The organism is Gordonia sp. C13, from assembly GCF_023218005.1.
Lineage (GTDB): Bacteria > Actinomycetota > Actinomycetes > Mycobacteriales > Mycobacteriaceae > Gordonia > Gordonia namibiensis.
Genome location: NZ_JALPSY010000042.1, coordinates 1 through 20,922, shown reverse-complemented (window position 1 = coordinate 20,922; position 20,922 = coordinate 1). Strand labels below are relative to the sequence as shown.

Here is a 20,922-nt window from a genome sequence, read left to right as displayed (position 1 = left end):
GACGCGGTACCGCTTGGTGCGGGCGGTGGCCCCGCCGATGAGCGCGACTTTGCTCTTGGGTACGCCGAGATGTGAGGCGAGCAGCTCGGCGACCGCCTTGTTGGCACGCCCCTCGGTGGCGGGTTCGCGAACGTAGATGGTGAGGGCTCCGTCGGGTCCGGCCTCCACCAGCGGACCCTTGCTGCTCTTCGGCTTGACGGTCACCACGACCTGCTGCGACATCGATTTCCCCGATTCGTAGTTTGTCACTCCGGCAGGCCCCCCACGGGCTACTGCCAGTCCCTGGATCTGGTTCCCACCCGAAGATCCATGCGCTGCAAACGATCTGCGACGACGGTCACCGCGCCTTCGGCATTTTGTACCCGACCGCGCACCAGCAATGCCGGTGCGGTCTGTGCCAGTACACGGTACCGCGCCCAGAGGCCGACGGAACACACCACGTTGACCATTCCGGTCTCGTCTTCGAGATTGATGAAGGTCACGCCGGAGGCCGTTGCAGGTCGTTGGCGGTGTGTCACCGCCCCACCGATCAGTACGCGTGCACCGTCGGGCACCGACAGCAACCGGTCCGCCGCCACCACCCCCATCGCATCGAGCCGAGGGCGCAGGAACTGCGTCGGATACGACTTCGGGGTGATGCCGGTGGCCCAGGCGTCGGTGGCCGCCAGTTCGATGTCGGACAGACCGGGCAGCGTCGGCGTGGCACCCGCCGAGCGGAGTTCCAGCTGGTCATCGCGGACGGTCGCGGCCGCACCGGCCTCCCAGAGCGCCTGGCGCCTACTGAGACCGAAACCGTCGAATGCCCCGGCCCCGGCGAGACCCTCGAGTTCCTTGGCGCTCAACGCGGCCCGACGGGAGACATCGGTGATGTCGGTGTACGGTCCGTCGGCGCGCCGGTCGACGATCCGCTGGGCCGCCTCCTCCCCGACCCCGCGCACCTCGTCGAGCCCCAGCCGCACATCGAGGCCCTCGTTCTCCAGCGTCGCGTGCGCCAGGGAGGCGTTGATGTCGGGACGATGAACCGCGACCCCGTGCCGTCGGGCGTCGGCGACCAGCGTCTGCGGCGAGTAGAAACCCATCGGTTGGGCCCGCAGCAGCGCCGCGCAGAACGCGGCCGGGTGATGCAGCTTGAACCACGACGAGTAGAAGACCAGCGAGGCGAAACTCTGCGAATGACTCTCCGGGAAGCCGAAGTTGGCGAACGCGGCCATCTTCTCGAAGATGCGGTCGGCGGCGTCCCCGGTGATGCCGTGGAGCTCTTCCATCCCGGCATAGAAGCGTTTGCGCAGGCGTTCCATCTTCTCCGGCGACCGTTTGGAGCCCATCGCCCGACGCAGCTGGTCGGCCTCGGAGGCGTCGAAGCCCGCGACGTCGACGGCCAGCTGCATCAACTGTTCCTGGAACAGCGGCACCCCCAGCGTCCGCTCGAGGGCCTTGTGCATCGACGGGTGTTCGACGGTGACCGGCTCGTCTCCGTTGCGTCGCTTGACGAAGGGATGCACCGAACCACCCTGGATGGGACCGGGACGGATCAGCGCCACCTCGACGACCAGGTCGTAGAAACAACGCGGTTTCAGCCGCGGCAGGGTCGCCATCTGGGCGCGGGACTCCACCTGGAACACGCCGACCGAGTCGGCGCGGCACAGCATCTCGTAGACTGCCGGTTCGGCGAGGTCGAGTGTGGCGAGATCGACCTCGATGCCCTTGTGCTCGGCGACCAGATCGATCGCGTAGTGCAGCGCCGAGAGCATCCCGAGACCGAGCATGTCGAACTTGACCAGCCCGATGGCCGCGCAGTCGTCCTTGTCCCACTGCAGCACGCTGCGGTTCTCCATCCGCGCCCACTCCGTGGGGCAGACGTCGGCGATGGGCCGGTCACAGATCACCATGCCACCGGAGTGGATGCCCAGATGCCGTGGCATGCCCAGGATCTCACCGGCCAGATCGGTCACGTCGGAAGGCGCGGTGTCCGGGGACTTGGCCCAGGCGTCCTGCTGCCCGGGCGCATACCCCAGCGCCCGCGCCATGTCCCGGATCGCCGAGCGGCCGCGATAGGTGATGACGTTGGCCACCTGGGCGCTGCGATCCCGGCCGTACCGGCGGTAGACGTACTGAATGGCCTCCTCACGACGGTCGGACTCGATGTCGATGTCGATGTCGGGTGGCCCGTCGCGCTCTGGGGCGAGGAACCGCTCGAACAGCAGCTTGTTGGCGACCGGGTCGACGTTGGTGATCCCCAACGCGTAACAGACCGCCGAGTTGGCGGCACTCCCCCGGCCCTGACACAGGATGCCGTCGGCCTTGCAGAAGTCGACGATGTCGGCGACGACGAGGAAATAGCCGGGGAACGTGAGGGTTTCGATGATGGCCAGTTCGTGTTCGATCTGCCGGTAGGCCTGCGGATGTTCGACCGGTGTGCCGTATCGACGCCGGGCGCGGGTCATGGTGAGTTCGCGCAGCCAGCTGGCCTCCGTGTACCCCTCCGGCACGTCGAAAGGCGGCAACTCCGGTGCGATCAGACCGAGCTCGAAGGCGCAGTCGGCGGCGATGCCGACCGCGTTGTCGATCGCGTCGAGGTGCGCGGGCATCAACCGGGCCATCTCGTCTCCGCTGCGCAGGTGTGCGCCGGCGACACCCGGCATCCAGCCGGCGATGGTCTCGATGTCGGTGCGTGCCCGTACCGCCGCCATCGCCATCGCCAGCCGGCGGCGTCGGGGTGCGGCGAAGTGCGCACCGGTGGTCGCAACCGTCGGCACCCCGACCCGGGCGGCGAGACCGGCGAGCACACCGTTGCGTTCGTCGTCGTCGGGCATGCCCTGTGCGGTGAGTTCGAGGACGACGTTGCCGTGGCCGTAGGTCTCGATCATCTCCCGCAGCGCGATCTCCGCGGCCGGGACGCCGCCGCGGTCCAGCGCACGCCGGACCGCACCCTTCCGGCAACCGGTGAGGACCAGCCAGTGTCCGTCGCCCGCACCGGCCAGCGCGTCGCGGTCGTAGCGCAGCAACCCCTTTTCACCCGCCACCATGTGCGCCTCGGCGATGGTCCGCGACAACCGCCGGTAACCCTCCCCGTCGCGCGCGAGGACCAGCAGATGTTCTCCCGGCGGATCGTTGAGGCCGGTCCGGGCGATGTCGGGTTCCAGCGACAGCTCGGCACCGAAAACGGTCGGCATCGCGAACTCGCGGGCGGCCTCGGCGAACCGGACGATGCCGTAGAAGCCGTCGTGATCGGTGACGGCCAGTGCCTGGAGTCCGAGGCGTTCGGCCTCCTCGACCAGTTCCTCCGGCATCGACGCGCCGTCGAGGAAGCTGTACGAGCTGTGGGCGTGGAGTTCGGCATAGGCCACCGACGACGAGCCGCGCGCGATGTCCTCCGCCTGGTAGGCGCCGCGTTTGCGCGACCAGGCCGGGCTGTCGCCGCCGTCGCCCGGGAACATCGCGTGGTCGCTGTCGTCGGGCCCGAAGGCCGTGCCCGGTCGCCCGCCGTCGGGCGCGCGACCGGAGAGCACCCGCTCCATCTCCGACCACGTCGGTGGTCCCTGATCCCAGCCCACCCGAACAGTCTATCGAACAGATTTTCGAATGACCATCTCCATTCCACACCTGGAAGTCATTGCGCTCGGGACAGGTAAGTGCAACTCTGAGTACCAGACAGATTCCAACTCCCATCCAGGGGGACGAGGACATCAAGTGGGCCTCACGCCCGCTCACATGATGGGATCCCTACATGACCAGCTACTTCATCACCGGAGGCAGCGGATTCATCGGCCGACGCGTCATCGATCGACTCCTGACCGTCGACCCAGGCGCGACCATCCACGCCCTGGTGCGCGAATCCTCCCGATCGGCGTTCGACGCCCTGCTCGACGAGCTCGGCGCCACCGGCCGGGTGACCCCGGTCGTCGGGGATCTGACCAGCCCGGGTCTCGGGCTCGACGCGCATGACCTGCCGGAGTTCGACCACGTGGTCCACCTCGCCGCGATCTACGACATGGCCGCCGACGCCGAGTCACAGCGCGCGGCCAACGTCATCGGCACCTCTCGCGTCGCCGACTTCGCCATCGCCCACGACGCCCTGTTCCACCACGTGTCCTCGGTCGCCGTGGCCGGCGATCACCGCGGCCGGTTCACCGAAACCGATTTCGAGGTCGGCCAGGGCTTTCCGACGGCGTACCACCGGACCAAGTTCGAGGCGGAGCGGGTCGTCCGCGAACGCGAGGGCCTGCGGTGGCGGGTGTACCGGCCCTCTATCGTGGTCGGCGACTCGCGAACCGGCGAGATGGACAAGATCGACGGCCCCTACTACTTCTTCGGTCACCTCACCGCGCTCGGCCATCTGCCGTCGAAGTTGCGGTTGCCGATGCCCGACCTCGGGAAGCTCAACATGGTGCCCGTCGACTTCGTCGCCGCCGCGATGGTCGCGCTCATCGCCGTGGACCCCGAACGCAGCGGGCTGGTGTTCCACCTCGGCGACCGACGTTCGCTGACCACCACCGAGATGTACAACGCACTCGCCCCGGCGTTCGGGGCACCTCGCGGTTTCGACGTCATCCCGCACTCGGTGGTCGAGCCCGCGCTGGCCCTGTCGGCCATGGGACCCGCTCGCGTCGGCCGCAATCTTCTTGCCGCCCAACAGGGTATCCCGTCGGCGCTGCTCGACGCGGTGTCGTTGCCGGTGGACTTCTCCTCCGACGCCACCCTCGCCGTCCTCCACGAGCACGGGATCAGCGTTCCCGACTTCACCGAGTACGCACCCGGCCTGTGGCAGTACTGGTCGGCCCACCTCGATCGCTCCCGCAACCGGCGCCGTGACCCCCGGGGTCCGCTGGTGGGCAAGAACATCCTGATCACCGGCGGGTCGAGCGGTATCGGCAAGGCCACCGCCCGGATGTGTGTCGCCCGCGGCGCCAATGTGATGATCGTGGCCCGGTCTGCCGAGGAACTCGATGCCGCCGCAGACGAATTGAATTCGACGACCAGCAAGAAGGGCATCCCACCGGGTCGTGCGGTGGCCTACCAGTGCGACATCACCGACGAGGAATCGGTCAACGCGCTGGTCAAGTCGGTGCTCGCCGAGCACGGTCACGTCGACGTGCTGGTCAACAACGCCGGCCGGTCCATCCGGCGCGCCACCGTGAACTCGGTGCAGCGCTCGCACGATTACCACCGGGTCATGGCGGTCAACTACTTCGGCGCGGTCAACCTCATCCTCGGACTCCTGCCGCACATGGTGGCCCGGAGGTCGGGACATGTGGTCAACGTGACCTCGATCGCGGTGCAGTCCCGCGGACCGCGCTTCGGTGCCTACGCGGCGTCGAAGGCGGCGTTGGAGGCGTTCAGCGACGTCACCGGCACCGAGACCGTCTCCGACCACGTCACGTTCTCCAATGTGCGTCTGCCGCTGGTGAAGACGCGAATGATCTCACCCACCGAGGCCTACGAGAACCAGCCCGGCACCTGGGATGTGGACAAAGCCGCGGCCCGCGTGTTGCACGCGATCGTCGACCGGCCCAAGCGGGTCAGCTCGGTCGTCGGGACGATCGCCGAGATCGGGCACCGCTTCACCCCTGATCTGACCACCCGCATCCTGCATCAGGAGTATCTGCTGTTCGGTGAGTCGGCGGCGGCGATGGGGCGGGCCCGCCGTTCGGGTGGGCGCGACGCGTGATCGACACCCCATACCTCGAGGTCGACGTCGACCGCCTCGACCACAACCTCGCCACCCTCGCCGGAGCAGCCCGAAGCCTCGGGGTCGACGTGCGGCCGCACGCCAAGACCCACAAGTGCGCCGAGATCGCCCGCCTGCAGATCGAGCACGGCGCGGTCGGCCTGACCGTGGCGACCATCGGCGAGGCCGAGGCCTTCGCCGACGCCGCGGAGATCACCGGGTGCACCGACATCTTCATCGCGTACCCGTTGTGGCCGACCGCCGGTCAGGCAGCTCGGCTGCGCGCCCTCGCCGAGCGGGTCACCCTCCGACTGGGGATCGATTCCCTCGCCGGCGCACGGCATCTCGCGTCGGCGGTGGGTTCGGCGCCCATACAGGTGCTCGTCGAGGTCGACTCCGGCCAGCACCGCACCGGCGTCACCCCCGAACTGGCCGGTTCGGTCAGCGCCGCGGGTGCCGCGGAGGGACTCGACGTGATCGGCGTGTTCACCTTCCCGGGCCACTCCTATGGTCTCGGGGACACCCGACGCGACGCCGCCGCTCAAGAGCTGGCTGCACTGGCGACGGCGGCCGACGGGTTGCGCACCAACGGAATCGAACCGCGCATACGCAGTGGCGGCTCGACCCCGACGGTCGGCCTGCTCGACGCCGAGCAGGCGAACGTCCTGACCGAGATCCGGCCCGGCGTGTACCCGTTCAACGACGCACAGCAGGTGGAGATCGGCTCGTGCGGCTTCGGCGACGTCTCGTTGACCGCGGTCGCGACCGTGGTGCGCCGTGACAACCACCGGATCGTCCTCGACGCGGGCAGCAAGATCCTCGGCGCCGACCGCGCCCCCTGGGCCACCGGGTACGGCCGGCTCCTCGATCATCACGACGCCCGCATCGTGATGCTGTCGGAACATCATGCGGTGGTGGAGTTCCCGGCCGGGGCGTCCGACGAGCGCATTCCCGGTATCGGGAGTTTCGTCCGCGTGGTGCCGAATCACGTGTGCAACGCGGTCAACCTCGTCGACGAACTGGTGGCGATCGACGGCTCGGACACCCGCTGGCCGGTCATCGCGCGGGGACGGAACAGCTGACTCTCATCCGACCCGAACACCTTTCGACGCAAGGTACTTTCGCGCACGCCCGAACTTGCGGTCTGTCGAAAATGCGTACCACTGTGTATGCAGATCCAATTCGTGTACGAGGTCACGGAACCGACGAAAGGCACCACGACCTTCGATCGCCCGCTCTAACTGGACCCGCAACTGCGGATCGCTCTGCCGTTCGGTGAAGTCCGCCATGTCCTGCCAAGCATCGGGAGATCCGATGCATTCGAACGCAAGCCAGCGATCTGGGTCATCTTCTACGTCGACGCTGTTGCCCTCCCCGACCATGTCCGGATCCATCAACTCGTCGTTGTAGACGTCGCCCGTCTGTAGGTCGATGTAGCCGCCCGCCGAGCGGTTCGGATCGGTCTCCATCTCACCGCACAGCATCTCCAGATCCACCGGGACGACGCGGCCAGGCAGTGGTTCACGGCGGAGACACGCCAGCAGGTCCGCGGCCAGTTCGGCGTCGCCGGGCAGGCCACGGCGCGTCAGCCTGTTGACGATCGACAGCGCCACGGGCTCAACGCGTTCACGTAACGACTCGAGCGCCGCGGGGATTCCGGCTCCGATCTGCTGAAGGACATCGTCGACCTCGCAACCGTCGACCGCGTCGAGAAAGCGGGTGGCGTCCGACGTAGCGATCGCGGCCCGCACCTCCGCCAGGTCGACCTCCTTGATCACACGCTGTTCGGGCCACAGAGCGGCCAACATCGGGTGTGGGCTGCCGGGGCGCCGAGGTGCTCGATTTCTACCGTCTTCATCTGCCCATCGACGCCCGTACTGATCAGGGATGTCGCCCCAGCCCCAATTCGGAAGTGGGCTGTCGGGCCGGAACCCGAACACCTCCACGGGATCCACCTTCTGCGTGGCCACCGAACAGCAATGCGTCCAGTCGTCACCCAGATCGAAGACGTACCGGAACTCGCTTCCGGGCTTCACGAGCCGGACCACCTTGGCCGAGTCGATGTCCACCACCTCCCGGAGCGGACCGTGGCTTCCTCCGGTCATCTCAGCAGCCGTCTCGAGGTCGGTGACCACACGTCCGTCGTCAAGAGTGAACATCGACAGGTGCGCGAGGTCCCACCGCGCGAACGCGGTGTTGATGGAGAACGCGAGATCGATGAAGGTGTGCGATGGCCCGATCGCGAAGACCCTTCCCGGATACGGCCATAGTTCCTGCCCCCGTCCGCCGAGCAGTTCCACTGTCACTGACAACCAGGTTCGTGCCATGCGACCGAGGGTGCCACCGCGACCTCGATCCGTCAGCCCGACGAAACCGGTTCACTCGTAGACCCCTTCGACGATCCACTCCCCGCCGCGATAACAGAGCAGCAGGGCACGTGAGTCGTCGAGCAGGACCTGTGCCCGGGCGGTCAGCTCCGTGGCCCCCTCCGCGGATGCCCGTTCCATGCCGACCGGCCACGGGCCGGCCCACCAGCACAGTCCCCAGCTCGCCTTTCGACCTTTCCCGCGACCCGGCGACCCCGACAGCCGGATGGTCACCGGTTCGGCGGTGAACGCTCCCCGCTCGGTCACCCGCACCGGCTGACCGAGTGCGTCGAGCACGCTGATCGCCGTCTCCACCAGCACGGTCGGGGTGGGTTGCGGCAGGTGGCCCGGCCACGGCGCGGAGGGGTCGCGGCGCGGTGTCCGTTCATCACCGAGGGACACCATCGTGATTCGTTCGGCCGGACCGCGGCCGCCGCTGAGCACCGGGATGCGCACGGCATCACCCCCCAGCAGGCCTTGGATGCGAACCAGGGAGCGTCGGGCGCGTTCTTCGACGTCCGGGTCGACCGCCGAGCCACCGGTGAGGGTGTCCGAGAGCTGGTAGTGCAGGGAACCGGCCTCGACGACCTCCACCGGCTCCAGCCGCAGGCGCACGATCGGCGAGTCGGGGCGGGTGTCCTTGGCCTGGCCTCTCGCCCGTCCGTTCCCCCGTCGGCCACCGGTCAGCCAGCCCTCCAGCTGCCATCGGATGCGGTCCGCGGTGGTCTCCGGGGTCAGCGGCTGCGCACAGTTCCACGTCCGCGAATGTTGCTGTCCGCGTTCGGTGGTCGCCTCGATGGTGAGTCGGGTGCAGGCAACGGCGGCGTCGCGCAGGCGCCGGTGGAGCTTCTCGGCGAGGGTACGGCCGATGAACGCCGCGGCGTCGATGCGGTCGACGGGCGGATCGCAGGTGTGGTCGACGTCCAGTTCTGCCGGTAGGTGGCGGCCCGACGGCACTCGACCCGGCAACGCGTTGGCCAGACGGTGCGCGAGCACCGCGTCCCGGGCGAAACGGGTCGCCACGTCGGCGATGTCCATCTCGGCGAATGCGCCGATGGTGCCGATCCCCAGGCGCCGCAACAGATCCACCAGCTCGGCACGCGACGGATCGCTCATGCTCGGTTCGAGGGCGAGGTCGGCGATGGGCCGGTCGGCGAGATAGGCCCGGTCCCCGCCCGGCTCCACCTGATGGCCGCGCCGCGCGGCGAGGACCGCAGTGAAGATCTCGTCGGCGATGCCGACCTGCGATTCGATGCCGCAGGCCGACACGATGTCGACGAGTGCCTCGGCGAGTGCCTCCATGCCGCCGAAGTAGCGCGCCGCCCGGTCTCCGGGGATCACCAGCAGACCGGGCCGGAGCACCTCGAGGGTCGGGATCACCTCGGCCACCGCGGCCACCACCGGATCGAACAGCCGACCGTCGCGGACCTCGTCGGCCGCGACGACGGTCATCTCCGGGCAGAGTGCCTGCGCCTGGCGTTTGCGCATGCCGCGTCGGACGCCGACGGCCCGGGCGGTGGACGAGCAGGCCACCACCCGATTCGCCGACAGCACCGCCACCGGATGCAGCGGCGGCAGATCGGCCTCGGCGGCCGCCGCCATCGCCGGCCAGTCCGGGCACCAGAGCGCAAGGGTCCGCCTGGTGGGTTCCTGCCGTGTCATCAGTTCGCGACCGCGAGGACCGGACGAGTGCTCGTCGTCGAGACCATCTCCACCGAGCGATCGGCCCCCTGACCTCGCGCCAGGAGATCGACCTCGGTGCTCTGCGTCTGCCGGCCGCGTCCCGATGCCGTGACCTGCAGTCTCATCCCGCCGATGCGGCCGTAACCGCTGCGTGCGGAGTCGAGGTCGGTGGCGCCGGACAACAACGGACTGTGCCGGTAGGTGAGCACCCGCGCCTCGATGTTCAGCTGCGCACCCGGCCAGGTGCCCCCGGCGACCAGCAGGACCGACGACTGCTTGCGGACGCGGCCCATCACCACGCGTGCCCGCGACGGGGGCACCGCATCCGCCGTACCCGGCCCCACACGGCCGAGCACCACCAGGTCCATGCCGTCGAGTAGGACGGCGGCCACCTCCACCGGATCGATGCCGGGGTCGGGGATGGTGGCGATGCGCGAGAGGTCCGCACCCATCTCCACCGCCGAGAGCAGGCTCAGCCGGGGCATCCCGACGATCCCGACCTGGCCGCCCGCACGGGTGACCGACGCGATCATCGCGACCAGCAACGAGTTGGCGCCGTCGAACCGGGCGACCGTACCGCGCGGAATCCCGTTGTGCGGCAATATCTCCGACAACGGCTCCGGAATCGGCAGCACGCCGGCGGCCGGGTCGCGGGTCTCCACCACAGGCCGGTCGGGGCGTCCGGACATCGCCGCCATGCGTCGGCGGAGTCCGGCCAATTCATCCGTACGGGACGACACATCCATGACACGGGACGACACATCCATGACACTCTCCAGTCGCGTGGTGGTACTCGAGCGAGCCGGGAAGGTGCTGCGCCATCTGGTCCTCGAACCGCTGCGGGAATGATCCGAGAGGGTGATCTCGTCCGCCGATCATTCGAACATTGTTTCGATAACCAAAGAGTAGAACCACCCACCGACAAGCGTCAACCGACGCCCATCGGCGACCCACGAACAGGTGTAACACGTTGCACTGGCGCAACTTTCGCCACAGACCCCGAGGTGCGAACACCAACCCCGCTGCCTGAGGTGAGAGGAGCGCAAGCGACGAGCCACGAAGGCCTGGTGACGTCATCTCACCAGGCCTTCGTGGCTCGCTTCGCTCGCACCTCAGGCAGCGGGGGCAGCTCGCTTCGCTCGCACCTCAGGCAGCGGGGGCAGCTCGCTTCGCTCGCACCTCAGGCAGCGGGGGCAGCTCGCTTCGCTCTCGCACCTCAGGCAGCAGAGAGTCAGAACAGGGTGAGCGCGTGCTGCAGCTCGGGTGCGGCCACCGACCCGGGCGATCCCGCGTCCGAGCCGGACTGCCGCAGACCACCGGAGCCCGCCAGCCCATGCTGCTGCACCAAGGGCTGCATCCGCTCCCGCAGCCACGACGAGTACTCCGGCGTCACGTAGGCACCGCGCCCGTAGAGTCCGCGATACCTACGGATCAGGGCGGGGTGTTCCTCGGCCAGCCACTCCAGGAACCACGGTTTGGTCGAGGACCGCAGGTGCATGGGGAACGCGGTCACACCCGATGCCCCCGCGTCGGCGAGAGCCCCGAGCAGCTCGTCGAGATGCGATTTCGCATCCGTCAGGTACGGGATGACCGGTGCGACCATCACGTGCGGCGCCAGGCCGGCATCGGCGAGATCGCGGATCAACGACAGTCTGGCCTGCGGCGACGGGGTGCCGGGTTCGATCTTCTTCTGCAGATCCGAATCGATGATGGCCAACGAGATGCCGATGCTCACCGGGACCTGGCCCGCCGCCTGCCGCAGCAGAGGCAGATCGCGCCGGATCAGCGTCCCCTTGGTGAGGATCGAGAACGGCGTCCGGGACTCCGCGAGCGCGGAGATCACCCCCGGCATGAGCTTGTACCGGCCCTCCGCGCGCTGATACGGGTCGGTGTTGGTGCCCAGCGCGACGGTCTCCCGCGTCCACGAGCGACGCTTGAGCTCCTTGCGCAGCACCGCGGCCACGTTCAGCTTCACGACCACCTGGGAGTCGAAGTCCTTGCCTGCATCGAGGTCGAGGTATTCGTGCGTCGGCCGGGCGAAACAATAGCGGCACGCGTGAGTGCATCCGCGAAAAGTGTTGACGGTGAACTGGAACGGGAGATGAGACGCTTCCGGGACACGATTGAGAGCACTCTTCGCGAGCACCTCGTGGAAGGTGACACCCTCGAAGTCGGGTGTTCGCACCGACCGCACCAGGCCGGAGCGGCTCAGCCCGGGGAGCGCCCCGTCGTCGACCTCGACCGCCTGCTCGGACCATCGCATAGAGCGAGTCGAACACATGTGCGATCACACTGTCAAGCGCGGTGCCCGCCGACGAGCCCTCGCGGCTATCATCGCCGTATGCCACCGTCCGTCGGAACCCATCATGCCCCAGGTCCCCAGTACCTGGTGGCCGGCCGATACCGCCTGAAGTCGCGGATCGGCGGCGGCGGCATGGGCACGGTGTGGCTGGCCCGCGATCAACTCCTCGATCGCGACGTGGCCGTCAAGCAGGTCGTCTCCACCGAGGGCCTCACCGAGGATTCCGCGGACAACGTCCGCAAGCGCGCGATGCGCGAGGGTCGCATCGCGGCGAAGCTGTCCCATCGCAACGCCATCGCGATGCACGACGTCGCCCTCGACCGCGGCGAGCCGTGGCTGGTGATGGAATACCTGCCGTCGCGCAGCGTCGCCCAGATCCTGCACGCCGTAACAACACTCGAGCCGAGGGAAGCGGCCCAGATCGGCGCGCAGGTAGCCGACGCGATGGTCGAGGCCCACGCTGCCGGGATCGTGCACCGCGACATCAAGCCGGGCAACATCCTGATCGCCGAGGGCGGCCGCAACGCCGGGCTCGTCAAGATCACCGACTTCGGTATCTCGCGGGCCAAGGACGACGTCACCCTCACCCAAACCGGCGTGATCACCGGCACCCCAGCCTATTTCGCGCCCGAGGTGGCTCGCGGCGCGGAGCCGATGGAGGCCTCCGACGTCTACTCGCTGGGCGCCACGATCTACACGATGGTCGAAGGTCAGCCGCCGTTCGGCGTCGATGACAACTCGATCGCCTTGCTGCACAAGGTCGCTCGTGCGCGGATCAATCCGATGACCAAGGCCGGCGACCTCGAACCGGTCCTGTTGCGCCTGCTGGAACCGAGCCCGACGAAGCGGCCGACGATGGCCGAGGCACGCGATGCGCTCACCGCGTTCGCGGCGGGTTCGCGCGGCACCAAGGACCAGGTACTCACCGGACTCATCACCCGCCCCGGCGCCGGTACGCCCGTGTGGGCGCAGCGCAACAACCGATCGCCGACCACAGGGCCTCACCGCCCGGTGGCGGGCGCGACGCTGCCGCCCTACGCCCCGACCCTGGCCGGCGACCGCGGCTCACGCGACATCCCACACACCCGCCAGGAGCACCACTCCCCGACCCTGATGTCGACGCCGCCGTATTCGATGACGTCCCAGTCGTCGTCGCCCCACCGTCAGCCGATGAACCCCGGCTACGGAGAACCGACCCGCAACTCCGCGACCTCGAGCACCGCACTCGCGGTGTCGGTGTTCGTGTTCTTCGCTGTGCTGGCAGTGCTCGTGGTCCTGGCGATCGCGCTGCTGCGCTAGGGCTTTGGAGTTGAATGCGCCGCAGCTAACGCGTGGCCGATTCCTTCCCGCTTACCGGATAGCGCCCGCGGGAGGTAAACGCTCCCGCGGGATCAGCCGATGTGGCGCGTGGCCGCCCAGCGGGTCAGCGCGTTCCGGTTGGACTGCTGGGTCTTGCGCAGCACGTTCGACGCGTGCGTCTCGACGGTCTTGATCGAGATGAAGAGTTCCTCGGCGATCTCCCGGTAGGTGTAGCCGCGGGCCAGCAGTCGCAACACCTCGAGCTCACGGCGGGTGAGGGAGTCGAGTTCGGGGTCCAGCGGCGGTTCGGGCGCCGACGACTTACCGGTGAACGAGTCGAGCACGAACCCGGCCAGCCGAGGGCTGAACACCGCGTCGCCCTCCGCGACCCGGCGCACCGCATCCGCGAGTTCGGCGCCGTCGATCGTCTTGGTGACATACCCCCGGGCGCCGGCCCGGATCGTCGCGATCACGTCCTCGGCGGCGTCGGAGACGCTCAGGGCGAGGAAGACCGGCGCGTTCTCCGCATCGGCGCCGAGCCGGTCGAGGACTCCCCGCAACACCGCGACCCCGCCGCCGGCGGGCATGTGGACGTCGAGGAGCACCACATCCGGTGCGGTGGAAACGATCCCGGCGATCGCCTCCGGCACGGTGCCCGCCTCGCCGACCACACGTAGTCCCGACTCGTCGGCCAGTTCCGCGCGCACTCCGGAACGGAACACGGCGTGGTCGTCGACGAGGTACACGGTGTAGGTCGACGCCGGGGCGTCGGTCGTCGTGTCCGTCGGGTTCGGGGTCTGCTCGGGGGTCATCTCACCTTCCGGTCGTCCGTCGATTCGTTCTCTGCCTGTTCTACAGGGGATGCCGTGGAGTCGCCTGCTTCCTCGACCACCGACACACCGTCGATGCGCGGCATCGTGAGCGCGACGTTGGTGCCGCGTCCGGGGTTCGAGGTGATCGCCACACGGCCACCCATGCGTTCCATCCGCGCCCGGATGGACCGGCTGATGCCCTGCCGATCCTCGTCGATGACGTCCGGATCGAAGCCGACGCCGCGGTCGCGGACGAACACCTCGACCTGATCCTCGGTCACCTCGCTGTACACGTCGACGGTGCGCTCCCCGGAATGCTTGGCCGCGTTCACCAGCGCCTCACGGGTCGCACCCGCCAGCGCCGGCCAGCGTTTGGCATCGCGCGCGTCGCTGGGACGTAGATCGCCGACGGTGATGATCTCGACGTCGACCCCGTAGGCGTCCTCGACCTCCGCGCCGACGCTGCGCAGCGCGGCGGCGAGCGAACCACGTTCCTGGGCGGGGTCGCCGAACAGCCACGCACGCAGCTCGCGTTCCTGACTGCGGGCGAGGCGCGCGACCTCCTCCGGGCGATGTGCCTTCTTCTGGATGAGAGCGAGGGTCTGCAGCACCGAATCGTGTAGGTGCGAGGCGATCTCCTCGCGTTCGGCGTTGCGGATGCGTGCGGCACGTTCCTCGTTGAGGGCCCGCCACATCCGCATCCACAGCGGCACGGTGAGGAGTACGACACCGATCAGGGTCGCCACCACCGCGAGGATCGTCGAGTTGAGTCCGCCGAAACTGCGGTCGCCGGCGAGGACGATCACCACGAGCCCGCCGACCACCAGCAGCACACCGCCGATCAACCGTGTCCAGGTCAGCAGCGGAGCGCGCGGCGCACGATGTGAGGTGTCGAACTCGCGCCACACGAGGCTCGCGCCGATGGCGATGAAAACGAACGGAACCAGATACTCCGCGGGCGTGCCCGACGCGGCGAAGCCGACGACCGACATCGCCACGAGCCCGATCACCGCGAGTCCGAGTGACTGCCTACGCTCGCCCGGTGCGGGCGGTGCGGTGTCCTTGCCGGGCGGGCAGAAGAACCAGAGCAGACCGTAGGCGGCGACCCCTGCGCCGGCGAGCGCGGCGAGCACCACGAACACGATCCGGACGCGGAAGACGTCGACCCCCAGATGGTCGGCTATGCCGCCGGCGACTCCGGCGACCACCCGGCCGCCGTCCCGTCGTACCAGCCGCGGGGCAGGCTCCACCTCCGTTCCACTCACTCCTCGATGTTCCCACGGGCGAGGAATCCGGACATCGGGGTTCACCCCTGTTTCTGTGCCCGCGATCTCGGGGTCGAGGGTCGCATCCCCGATCAACCCTGGGCGGAAATCAGGGGATCACCCGATGTGCGGCGGGTGCCCGGCAGAGCACGATGATCGCCATGGACACCAAGGAGTTCCAGAGTCAGATCAGGGAGATGTGGTCGACACGCCCCTACCGTCCGGAGAACCGGACCATCGCCGGCGTGTGCAGCGGCATCGCCGCCCGCTACCGCGTCGATCCCACGCTCGTGAAGATCGCCTTCGTGGTGTCCGCCTTCTTCGGCGGCAGCGGGCTCATCCTGTACCTCGCGGCGTGGATCGCGTTCCCGGGCCGGCAGCGCGCCCACGCCGAGGCGGTGAGGGCCGCAAACGCCGGGCACCGCGGTCACCGACGCCACGGACCTCCGTGGGGCAATCCCCAGTTCATCGTGCTGGCGGTCCTCGCGATCGTCATCGTCACCTCGGTCGGCCCGAACCGCACCTGGGGGTCGGGCGGACTGGTCGGCGCGATCCTCATGTTGGGCGGGTGGTACCTGCTCCACCTGCGCACCCCGACTCCCCCGCCCGGTACCAGCATCGACACCGTCGCCGTCACCGACGTCGTCGTGCCGCCGCCGACGGCGGGACAGTTCGAACGCTGGGTCCCGCGCGCCATGGCCGGCACCGGGATCACCGGCGCCCCGGCGAACACGCCCACCTCCACGAGCGCACCGAACGTGAACCTGCAGAAATCTGCGGCCGACACCGGAACACAACGGGTTCCGGCAACGACCGAGAACCCGACCACGGAGTCAACTGCGAACCCCGCGCCGACAGAGGAGATCTCGATGACCAAGAGCGACGTCGACACCGCATCGGACGGGACGCAGCGCTGGTCGCCCCTGCCGACACCGGTGCCCGCCTCCGACGACGTCGACACCTCCCCGCCCTCCTGGGATCCGCTGGGTGTGGCCCCGTTCGCCTGGGATCTGCCCGAACCCGCCACACCGGCGAAGCCGGTCGAGCAGCGGCGTCGCCGGTCACCGTTGACGCTGATCGTCCTCGGGCTGGCGGTCATCGTCGGAGCGATCGGGACCGCCCTGCATCAGGCGGGGGTCGACTGGTTCACCGTGCCGCGCATCCTGTCCCTGTGTCTGGCGGTCGTCGGTGCCGGCCTCGTGCTGGCCGCGACGCTGCGTCGGCGCACCGGTGAGCACAGCACCGGCCTGTTGCCGGTCGCCATCCTGCTGGGTGTCGCGACCATCGTGACCACCACGGTCTCCGGTGTCACCCTGCCCACCGGCGGGGCCGGCGACCGGAACTGGAAGCCGCTGAGCGAGAACGACATCCAACCCGAGTACACCCTCGGGATGGGCGAGATGACCCTCGACCTACGGGAGATCGACCTCACCGCCGACCGACGCGTGGAACTGCGCAACGGGATGGGCGTCATCGAGGTCGCGCTGCCCGAGAACATGAACGTCCGCGTCACCTGCGACACCGGCATCGGCGACATCGACTGTCCCGCCGGACTCGACGGTGGCCGTGACGGCACGGACGGACCAGTCCTCGAGATCGACGCACACACCGGCATGGGAGAGGTTCGGGTCATCCGATGAACGAGCAACTCGACAGCGGCCCGAACATGGCTGACGACCACACCGAATCGACCCACCGCGCACCGGGGTTGGGGGTCGTGGGCATCGCGGCCCTGGCCGTCGCGGGGTGGGGACTCGCCGGCGGCCCGGCACTGCCCGACGCGGCGAACCTCGGCTGGGCGGCCGTCGGCATCGGACTGCTCATCGGCCTGATCCTGATCATCTCCGGAACACGTAGCCGGGGATGAGGGACGAGGGGTGAATGCGATCAGGCCGGCGTGATGTCCACGCCGGCCTGATCGTGTTCGGTCATTCCCACTCGATGGTGCCCGGCGGCTTGCTCGTCACGTCGAGGATGACGCGGTTGACGTCGGGGACCTCGTTGGTGATGCGCGTCGAGATGACCTCGAGGACCTCGTAGGGCACGCGGGTCCAGTCGGCGGTCATCGCGTCCTCGCTCGAGACGGGACGCAGCACGATCGGGTGTCCGTAGGTGCGGCCATCGCCCTGGACTCCGACGCTTCGGACGTCGGCGAGAAGCACCACCGGGCACTGCCAGATCTGGGCGTCGAGACCGGCGGCGGTCAGCTCCTCACGGGCGATGAGATCGGCCTTGCGCAGCATCTCCAGACGATCGGCGGTCACCTCGCCGACGATGCGGATCGCGAGACCCGGGCCCGGGAACGGCTGGCGTGCGACGATCTCCTCGGGCAACCCGAGTTCACGGCCGACGGCGCGGACCTCGTCCTTGAACAGCAGGCGCAGGGGCTCGACGAGGCTGAACTCGAGGTCGTCGGGCAGGCCGCCGACATTGTGGTGGCTCTTGATGTTCGCGGTGCCGCTGCCGCCACCGGATTCCACGACATCGGGGTACAGGGTGCCCTGGACCAGGAAGTCGACCTTCTCCCCTGCCTCGGCCTCCTCGCCGAGGACCTCGCTCACCGCACCCTCGAAGGAGCGGATGAACTCGCGGCCGATGATCTTGCGCTTGGTCTCCGGGTCGCTCACACCGGACAGTTCCTTCAGGAACTTGTCGGCGGCGTCGACGGTGACCAGCTTGGCGCCGGTCGCACCGACGAAGTCGTGCTGGACCTGTTCGCGCTCACCGGCGCGGAGCAGTCCGTGGTCGACGAAGACACAGGTGAGGCGATCGCCGATGGCGCGCTGGACCAGCGCGGCGGCCACCGCGGAGTCGACACCGCCGGACAGACCGCAGATCGCCCGGCCGTCGCCGATCTGATCGGCGACCGCATCGATGAGGGCGTCGGCGATGTTCGCCGCGGTCCAGGTGGCCTCCAGCCCGGCGACCTCGTAGAGGAAGCGGGTGAGGATCTGCTGGCCGTGCGGGGTGTGCAGCACCTCGGGGTGGTACTGGACGCCGGCCATGCGGCGCTTGAGGTTCTCGAACGACGCGACAGGGGCGCCCGGCGTCGAACCGGTGACGGTGAAGCCCTCCGGGGCCTGCTGCACCGCGTCGTTGTGGCTCATCCACACCGGCTGGGTGTCGGAGAGGCCCTGGTGCAGGATGCCCTCGCCGTTCACCGTCAGGGTGGTGCGGCCGAACTCGCGACCACCGGTGTTGGCGACCTCGCCACCCAGCTTCGCGGCCATCGCCTGGAAGCCGTAGCAGATGCCGAAGACCGGGACGTCCAGGTCGAACACGGCGGGATCGAGTTCGGGGGCGTCCTCGGCGTACACCGACGCCGGTCCGCCCGAGAGGATGATCGCGACCGGGTTCTTCTCCTGGATCTTCGCCAGCGGCGCGTCGTGGGAGATCACCTCGGAGTAGATCCGGGCCTCACGCACTCTTCGTGCGATCAGCTGCGCGTACTGCGCTCCGAAGTCGACGACGAGAACGGGCCGCGGGCCCTCGAGGAAATCCTCAGCAGAAGAGTCTGTCACCCGGTCGAGTCTAGTGGTCGACCACGACGTGAAATACTTCGACACCGACATGACTGCATCTCCCCGCACCTCCGCATGGTCGCTGAGCATCGGCGATCTCACCCAGGCCGCCGTTTTCGCCGCGTTGATCGCCGCGCTCGGCCTGCCCGGGACCATCAACATCGGCACCAGCGGCGTGCCGATCACGTTCCAGACCCTGGGTGTGATCCTGGCGGGAGCCGTCCTGGGGCCCAAGAAGGGCACCCTCGCGGTCGTCATCTTCATGGTGCTGGCCATCGCCGGACTCCCGATCCTGTCGGGCGGACGCAGCGGCCTGACCGCGCTGGCCTCCCCGACCGCCGGCTACTTCGTCGGCTTCCTGCCCGCGGTCATTGTGATCGGCGTGCTCACCGCGGCGATGATGTCCGTCGGCGACAAGCCGCGCTACCGCGTGCTCTGGGGCATCGGGATCAACGCTCTGGGTGGGATGTTCGTCCTCTACCTGTTCGGGGTGATCGGACTGGTCCTGCGCACGGACCTGACGGTGTGGGCGGCGATCACGTCGAACGGCCCGTTCATCATCGGCGACGTTCTCAAGGTCGTCGTCGGCGCGCTGGTCGCCGCGCAGATCCACCGCGGCCGACCCGGCCTGATCGAGCCGCTCCGACTGTCCCGGCGCACCGTCGCCGGCAGCTGAGCCGCTCCGCGATCGCCCCGCTTCGATGATCGAGTTCACGAACGTCTCGCACGCCTACGACGACCGGGTCGTGCTGCGCGATGTCTCGTTGGACCTCACCGAGAACCGCATCGGCATCGTCGGGGCCAACGGCAGCGGGAAGTCGACGCTGGCGCGGATGATCAACGCGCTCGTCGTGCCCGCGTCGGGCACGGTGACCGTCGACGGTCTCGACGTGTCCCGCAACAAACGTGAGGTCCGACGCCGCGTCGGGTTCATCTTCTCCGACCCCGACCGGCAGATCATCATGCCGACCGTCATCGAGGACATCGAACTGTCGTTGCGGCGCACCGACCTCGACAAGAAGCAGCGCGCGGCCCGGGCCCTCGAGGTGCTCGACCGGTTCGGACTGGGCGAGCACGCCGACCATCCCGCGCAACGCCTGTCCGGCGGGCAGAAGCAACTTCTCGCGCTGGCGTCGATCTTCGTGACCGACCCCGCGATCATCGTCGCCGACGAGCCGACCACACTCCTCGACCTCCGCAACACCCGCATGCTCACCGATGTCTTCGCGACGCTCGACGAGCAACTCATCGTCGTCAGTCACGATCTCGACATCCTCGACGGCTTCGACCGCGTCATCGTCATCGACGACGGCCGGGTGGTCGCCGACGACGAACCCTCGCCCGCTCTCGCCTACTACCGGACACTGATGTCGTGAACGTCCTCGGCGTCTACCGTCCCGGGAACACCCTGCTGCACCGGCTCCCGCCGGGGGTCAAATTCGTCGCGATGGCCGTGGCGATCCTCGTGATGTCGCTGACCGTGCGGACGCTGCCCGCACTGGGGATCGCGGCGCTCGCGGTCGCGGTGACCTTCGCACTGGCCGGCATCGGTCCCCGGGAGGCCGCCAAGCAGCTGCGGCCCCTGCTCTGGATGTTGTTGTTCATCTTCGTTTTCCAGGTCATCTTCACCGACTGGCGTCGGGCCGTGGTGGTCTGCGGACTGCTGGCGTTGTCGGTCGCGCTCGCCACGGTCGTCACGCTGACGACCCGCACCACCGACATGCTCGACGCGATCGTCCGCGGCCTGAGCCCGCTGCGTCACGTCGGCGTCCGCACCGACCTCATGGCCATCGCGTTGGCGCTGACCATCCGCGCGATCCCACTGATGGTCGAGGTGGTGCGCGAGGTCGACGAGGCGCGCAAGGCCCGCGGGCTCCGCCCCGGACCTCGCATCCTCGTCGCTCCGGTGGTACTGGCCGCGTTGCGCACCGCCGACGGATTCGCCGACACGCTCACCGCTCGCGGACTCGACTGACCCCCGCGATCCGTAGGGAAAAGCGCGCTAT

17 protein-coding genes are annotated in these 20,922 nt (G+C 68.6%); 8 read left to right on the top strand and 9 right to left on the bottom strand.

Translation table 11 applies throughout. The features are described from left to right. A partial coding sequence (locus M1L58_RS22365) for a DUF167 domain-containing protein (RefSeq protein ID WP_248660526.1) occupies window positions 1-222 on the bottom strand: 222 nt, incomplete at its 3' end. A 47-nt stretch (window positions 223-269) separates the two neighbouring features. Continuing rightward, entirely contained in the window at window positions 270-3,554 is a 3,285-nt protein-coding gene (locus M1L58_RS22360) for an error-prone DNA polymerase (protein ID WP_248660525.1), read from the bottom strand. A 173-nt stretch (window positions 3,555-3,727) separates the two neighbouring features. On the opposite strand from M1L58_RS22360, the gene M1L58_RS22355 reads away from it, so the two are divergent. Beyond that, the gene (locus tag M1L58_RS22355; RefSeq protein WP_248660524.1) at window positions 3,728-5,668 is read left to right on the top strand and encodes an SDR family oxidoreductase; all 1,941 of its coding nucleotides are present in this window, start codon (window positions 3,728-3,730) and stop codon (window positions 5,666-5,668) included. After that, window positions 5,665-6,750: an alanine racemase gene (locus tag M1L58_RS22350; RefSeq protein WP_006865972.1), complete on the top strand. Its 1,086-nt coding sequence runs from the start codon at window positions 5,665-5,667 to the stop codon at window positions 6,748-6,750. Before M1L58_RS22355 ends, M1L58_RS22350 begins: the two co-directional genes overlap by 4 nt. Window positions 6,751-6,753: 3 nt before the next feature. Here M1L58_RS22350 and M1L58_RS23545 read toward each other — a convergent pair whose 3' ends face one another. The 4 genes from M1L58_RS23545 to M1L58_RS22330 all read right to left on the bottom strand — a co-directional run bounded on the left by M1L58_RS23545 (window position 6,754) and on the right by M1L58_RS22330 (window position 11,980). Further along, entirely contained in the window at window positions 6,754-7,638 is an 885-nt protein-coding gene (locus tag M1L58_RS23545; RefSeq protein WP_248660523.1) for a UPF0158 family protein, read from the bottom strand. Window positions 7,639-8,046: 408 nt separating this feature from the next. Next, on the bottom strand, window positions 8,047-9,696 hold the full coding sequence (locus tag M1L58_RS22340) for a DNA polymerase Y family protein (protein WP_248660522.1): 1,650 nt from the start codon (window positions 9,694-9,696) through the stop codon (window positions 8,047-8,049). Then, window positions 9,696-10,484, bottom strand: a complete 789-nt coding sequence (locus tag M1L58_RS22335; protein WP_248660521.1) for a hypothetical protein — start codon at window positions 10,482-10,484, stop codon at window positions 9,696-9,698. Before M1L58_RS22335 ends, M1L58_RS22340 begins: the two co-directional genes overlap by 1 nt. A 464-nt stretch (window positions 10,485-10,948) precedes the next feature. Continuing rightward, window positions 10,949-11,980 (bottom strand): Rv2578c family radical SAM protein, encoded by a 1,032-nt coding sequence (locus M1L58_RS22330; protein WP_006865976.1) that lies wholly within the window; start codon window positions 11,978-11,980, stop codon window positions 10,949-10,951. A 78-nt stretch (window positions 11,981-12,058) separates the two neighbouring features. Here M1L58_RS22330 and M1L58_RS22325 point away from each other — a divergent pair, with 78 nt between their 5' ends. Next, window positions 12,059-13,318 carry a serine/threonine-protein kinase gene (locus M1L58_RS22325; protein ID WP_248660520.1) on the top strand — a complete coding sequence of 420 codons (1,260 nt, stop codon included), beginning with the start codon at window positions 12,059-12,061 and terminating at the stop codon, window positions 13,316-13,318. Between the two features lie 92 nt (window positions 13,319-13,410). Here M1L58_RS22325 and M1L58_RS22320 read toward each other — a convergent pair whose 3' ends face one another. Beyond that, window positions 13,411-14,130, bottom strand: a complete 720-nt coding sequence (locus M1L58_RS22320; protein WP_006865978.1) for a LuxR C-terminal-related transcriptional regulator — start codon at window positions 14,128-14,130, stop codon at window positions 13,411-13,413. After that, window positions 14,127-15,395 (bottom strand): PspC domain-containing protein, encoded by a 1,269-nt coding sequence (locus M1L58_RS22315; RefSeq protein WP_248660519.1) that lies wholly within the window; start codon window positions 15,393-15,395, stop codon window positions 14,127-14,129. The genes M1L58_RS22320 and M1L58_RS22315 overlap by 4 nt, the downstream gene beginning before the upstream one ends. A gap of 152 nt (window positions 15,396-15,547) precedes the next feature. Here M1L58_RS22315 and M1L58_RS22310 point away from each other — a divergent pair, with 152 nt between their 5' ends. Continuing rightward, window positions 15,548-17,035, top strand: coding sequence for a PspC domain-containing protein (locus M1L58_RS22310; protein ID WP_248660518.1), 1,488 nt, complete (start codon window positions 15,548-15,550; stop codon window positions 17,033-17,035). Then, on the top strand, window positions 17,032-17,262 hold the full coding sequence (locus M1L58_RS22305; RefSeq protein ID WP_006865981.1) for a hypothetical protein: 231 nt from the start codon (window positions 17,032-17,034) through the stop codon (window positions 17,260-17,262). The genes M1L58_RS22310 and M1L58_RS22305 overlap by 4 nt, the downstream gene beginning before the upstream one ends. A gap of 61 nt (window positions 17,263-17,323) precedes the next feature. Here the strand turns inward: M1L58_RS22305 and guaA are convergent, their stop codons facing one another. Continuing rightward, entirely contained in the window at window positions 17,324-18,916 is a 1,593-nt protein-coding gene (gene guaA / locus M1L58_RS22300; protein WP_248660517.1) for a glutamine-hydrolyzing GMP synthase, read from the bottom strand. Between the two features lie 49 nt (window positions 18,917-18,965). On the opposite strand from guaA, the gene M1L58_RS22295 reads away from it, so the two are divergent. From M1L58_RS22295 to M1L58_RS22285, 3 genes are read left to right on the top strand one after another with little or no spacing between them, the layout of a single operon-like run. After that, a complete protein-coding gene (locus M1L58_RS22295; RefSeq protein ID WP_040535643.1) occupies window positions 18,966-19,592 on the top strand; it encodes a biotin transporter BioY in 627 nt (208 codons plus the stop codon). Window positions 19,593-19,617: 25 nt separating this feature from the next. Continuing rightward, window positions 19,618-20,292: an energy-coupling factor ABC transporter ATP-binding protein gene (locus M1L58_RS22290; protein WP_248660516.1), complete on the top strand. Its 675-nt coding sequence runs from the start codon at window positions 19,618-19,620 to the stop codon at window positions 20,290-20,292. Continuing rightward, on the top strand, window positions 20,289-20,891 hold the full coding sequence (locus M1L58_RS22285) for an energy-coupling factor transporter transmembrane component T family protein (RefSeq protein WP_248660515.1): 603 nt from the start codon (window positions 20,289-20,291) through the stop codon (window positions 20,889-20,891). The genes M1L58_RS22290 and M1L58_RS22285 overlap by 4 nt, the downstream gene beginning before the upstream one ends. Window positions 20,892-20,922: the final 31 nt, after the last annotated feature.

Excerpts from the sequence above, each read along its gene's own strand:
- M1L58_RS22355 (WP_248660524.1), top strand. The coding sequence starts at position 3,728 with ATGACCAGCTACTTCATCACCGGAGGCAGCGGATTCATCGGCCGACGC.
- M1L58_RS22340 (WP_248660522.1), bottom strand. The coding sequence starts at position 9,696 with ATGACACGGCAGGAACCCACCAGGCGGACCCTTGCGCTCTGGTGCCCG.
- M1L58_RS22335 (WP_248660521.1), bottom strand. The coding sequence starts at position 10,484 with ATGGATGTGTCGTCCCGTGTCATGGATGTGTCGTCCCGTACGGATGAA.
- M1L58_RS22330 (WP_006865976.1), bottom strand. The coding sequence starts at position 11,980 with ATGCGATGGTCCGAGCAGGCGGTCGAGGTCGACGACGGGGCGCTCCCC.
- M1L58_RS22325 (WP_248660520.1), top strand. The coding sequence starts at position 12,059 with ATGCCACCGTCCGTCGGAACCCATCATGCCCCAGGTCCCCAGTACCTG.
- M1L58_RS22320 (WP_006865978.1), bottom strand. The coding sequence starts at position 14,130 with ATGACCCCCGAGCAGACCCCGAACCCGACGGACACGACGACCGACGCC.
- M1L58_RS22310 (WP_248660518.1), top strand. The coding sequence starts at position 15,548 with ATGATCGCCATGGACACCAAGGAGTTCCAGAGTCAGATCAGGGAGATG.
- M1L58_RS22305 (WP_006865981.1), top strand. The coding sequence starts at position 17,032 with ATGAACGAGCAACTCGACAGCGGCCCGAACATGGCTGACGACCACACC.
- M1L58_RS22295 (WP_040535643.1), top strand. The coding sequence starts at position 18,966 with ATGACTGCATCTCCCCGCACCTCCGCATGGTCGCTGAGCATCGGCGAT.
- M1L58_RS22290 (WP_248660516.1), top strand. The coding sequence starts at position 19,618 with ATGATCGAGTTCACGAACGTCTCGCACGCCTACGACGACCGGGTCGTG.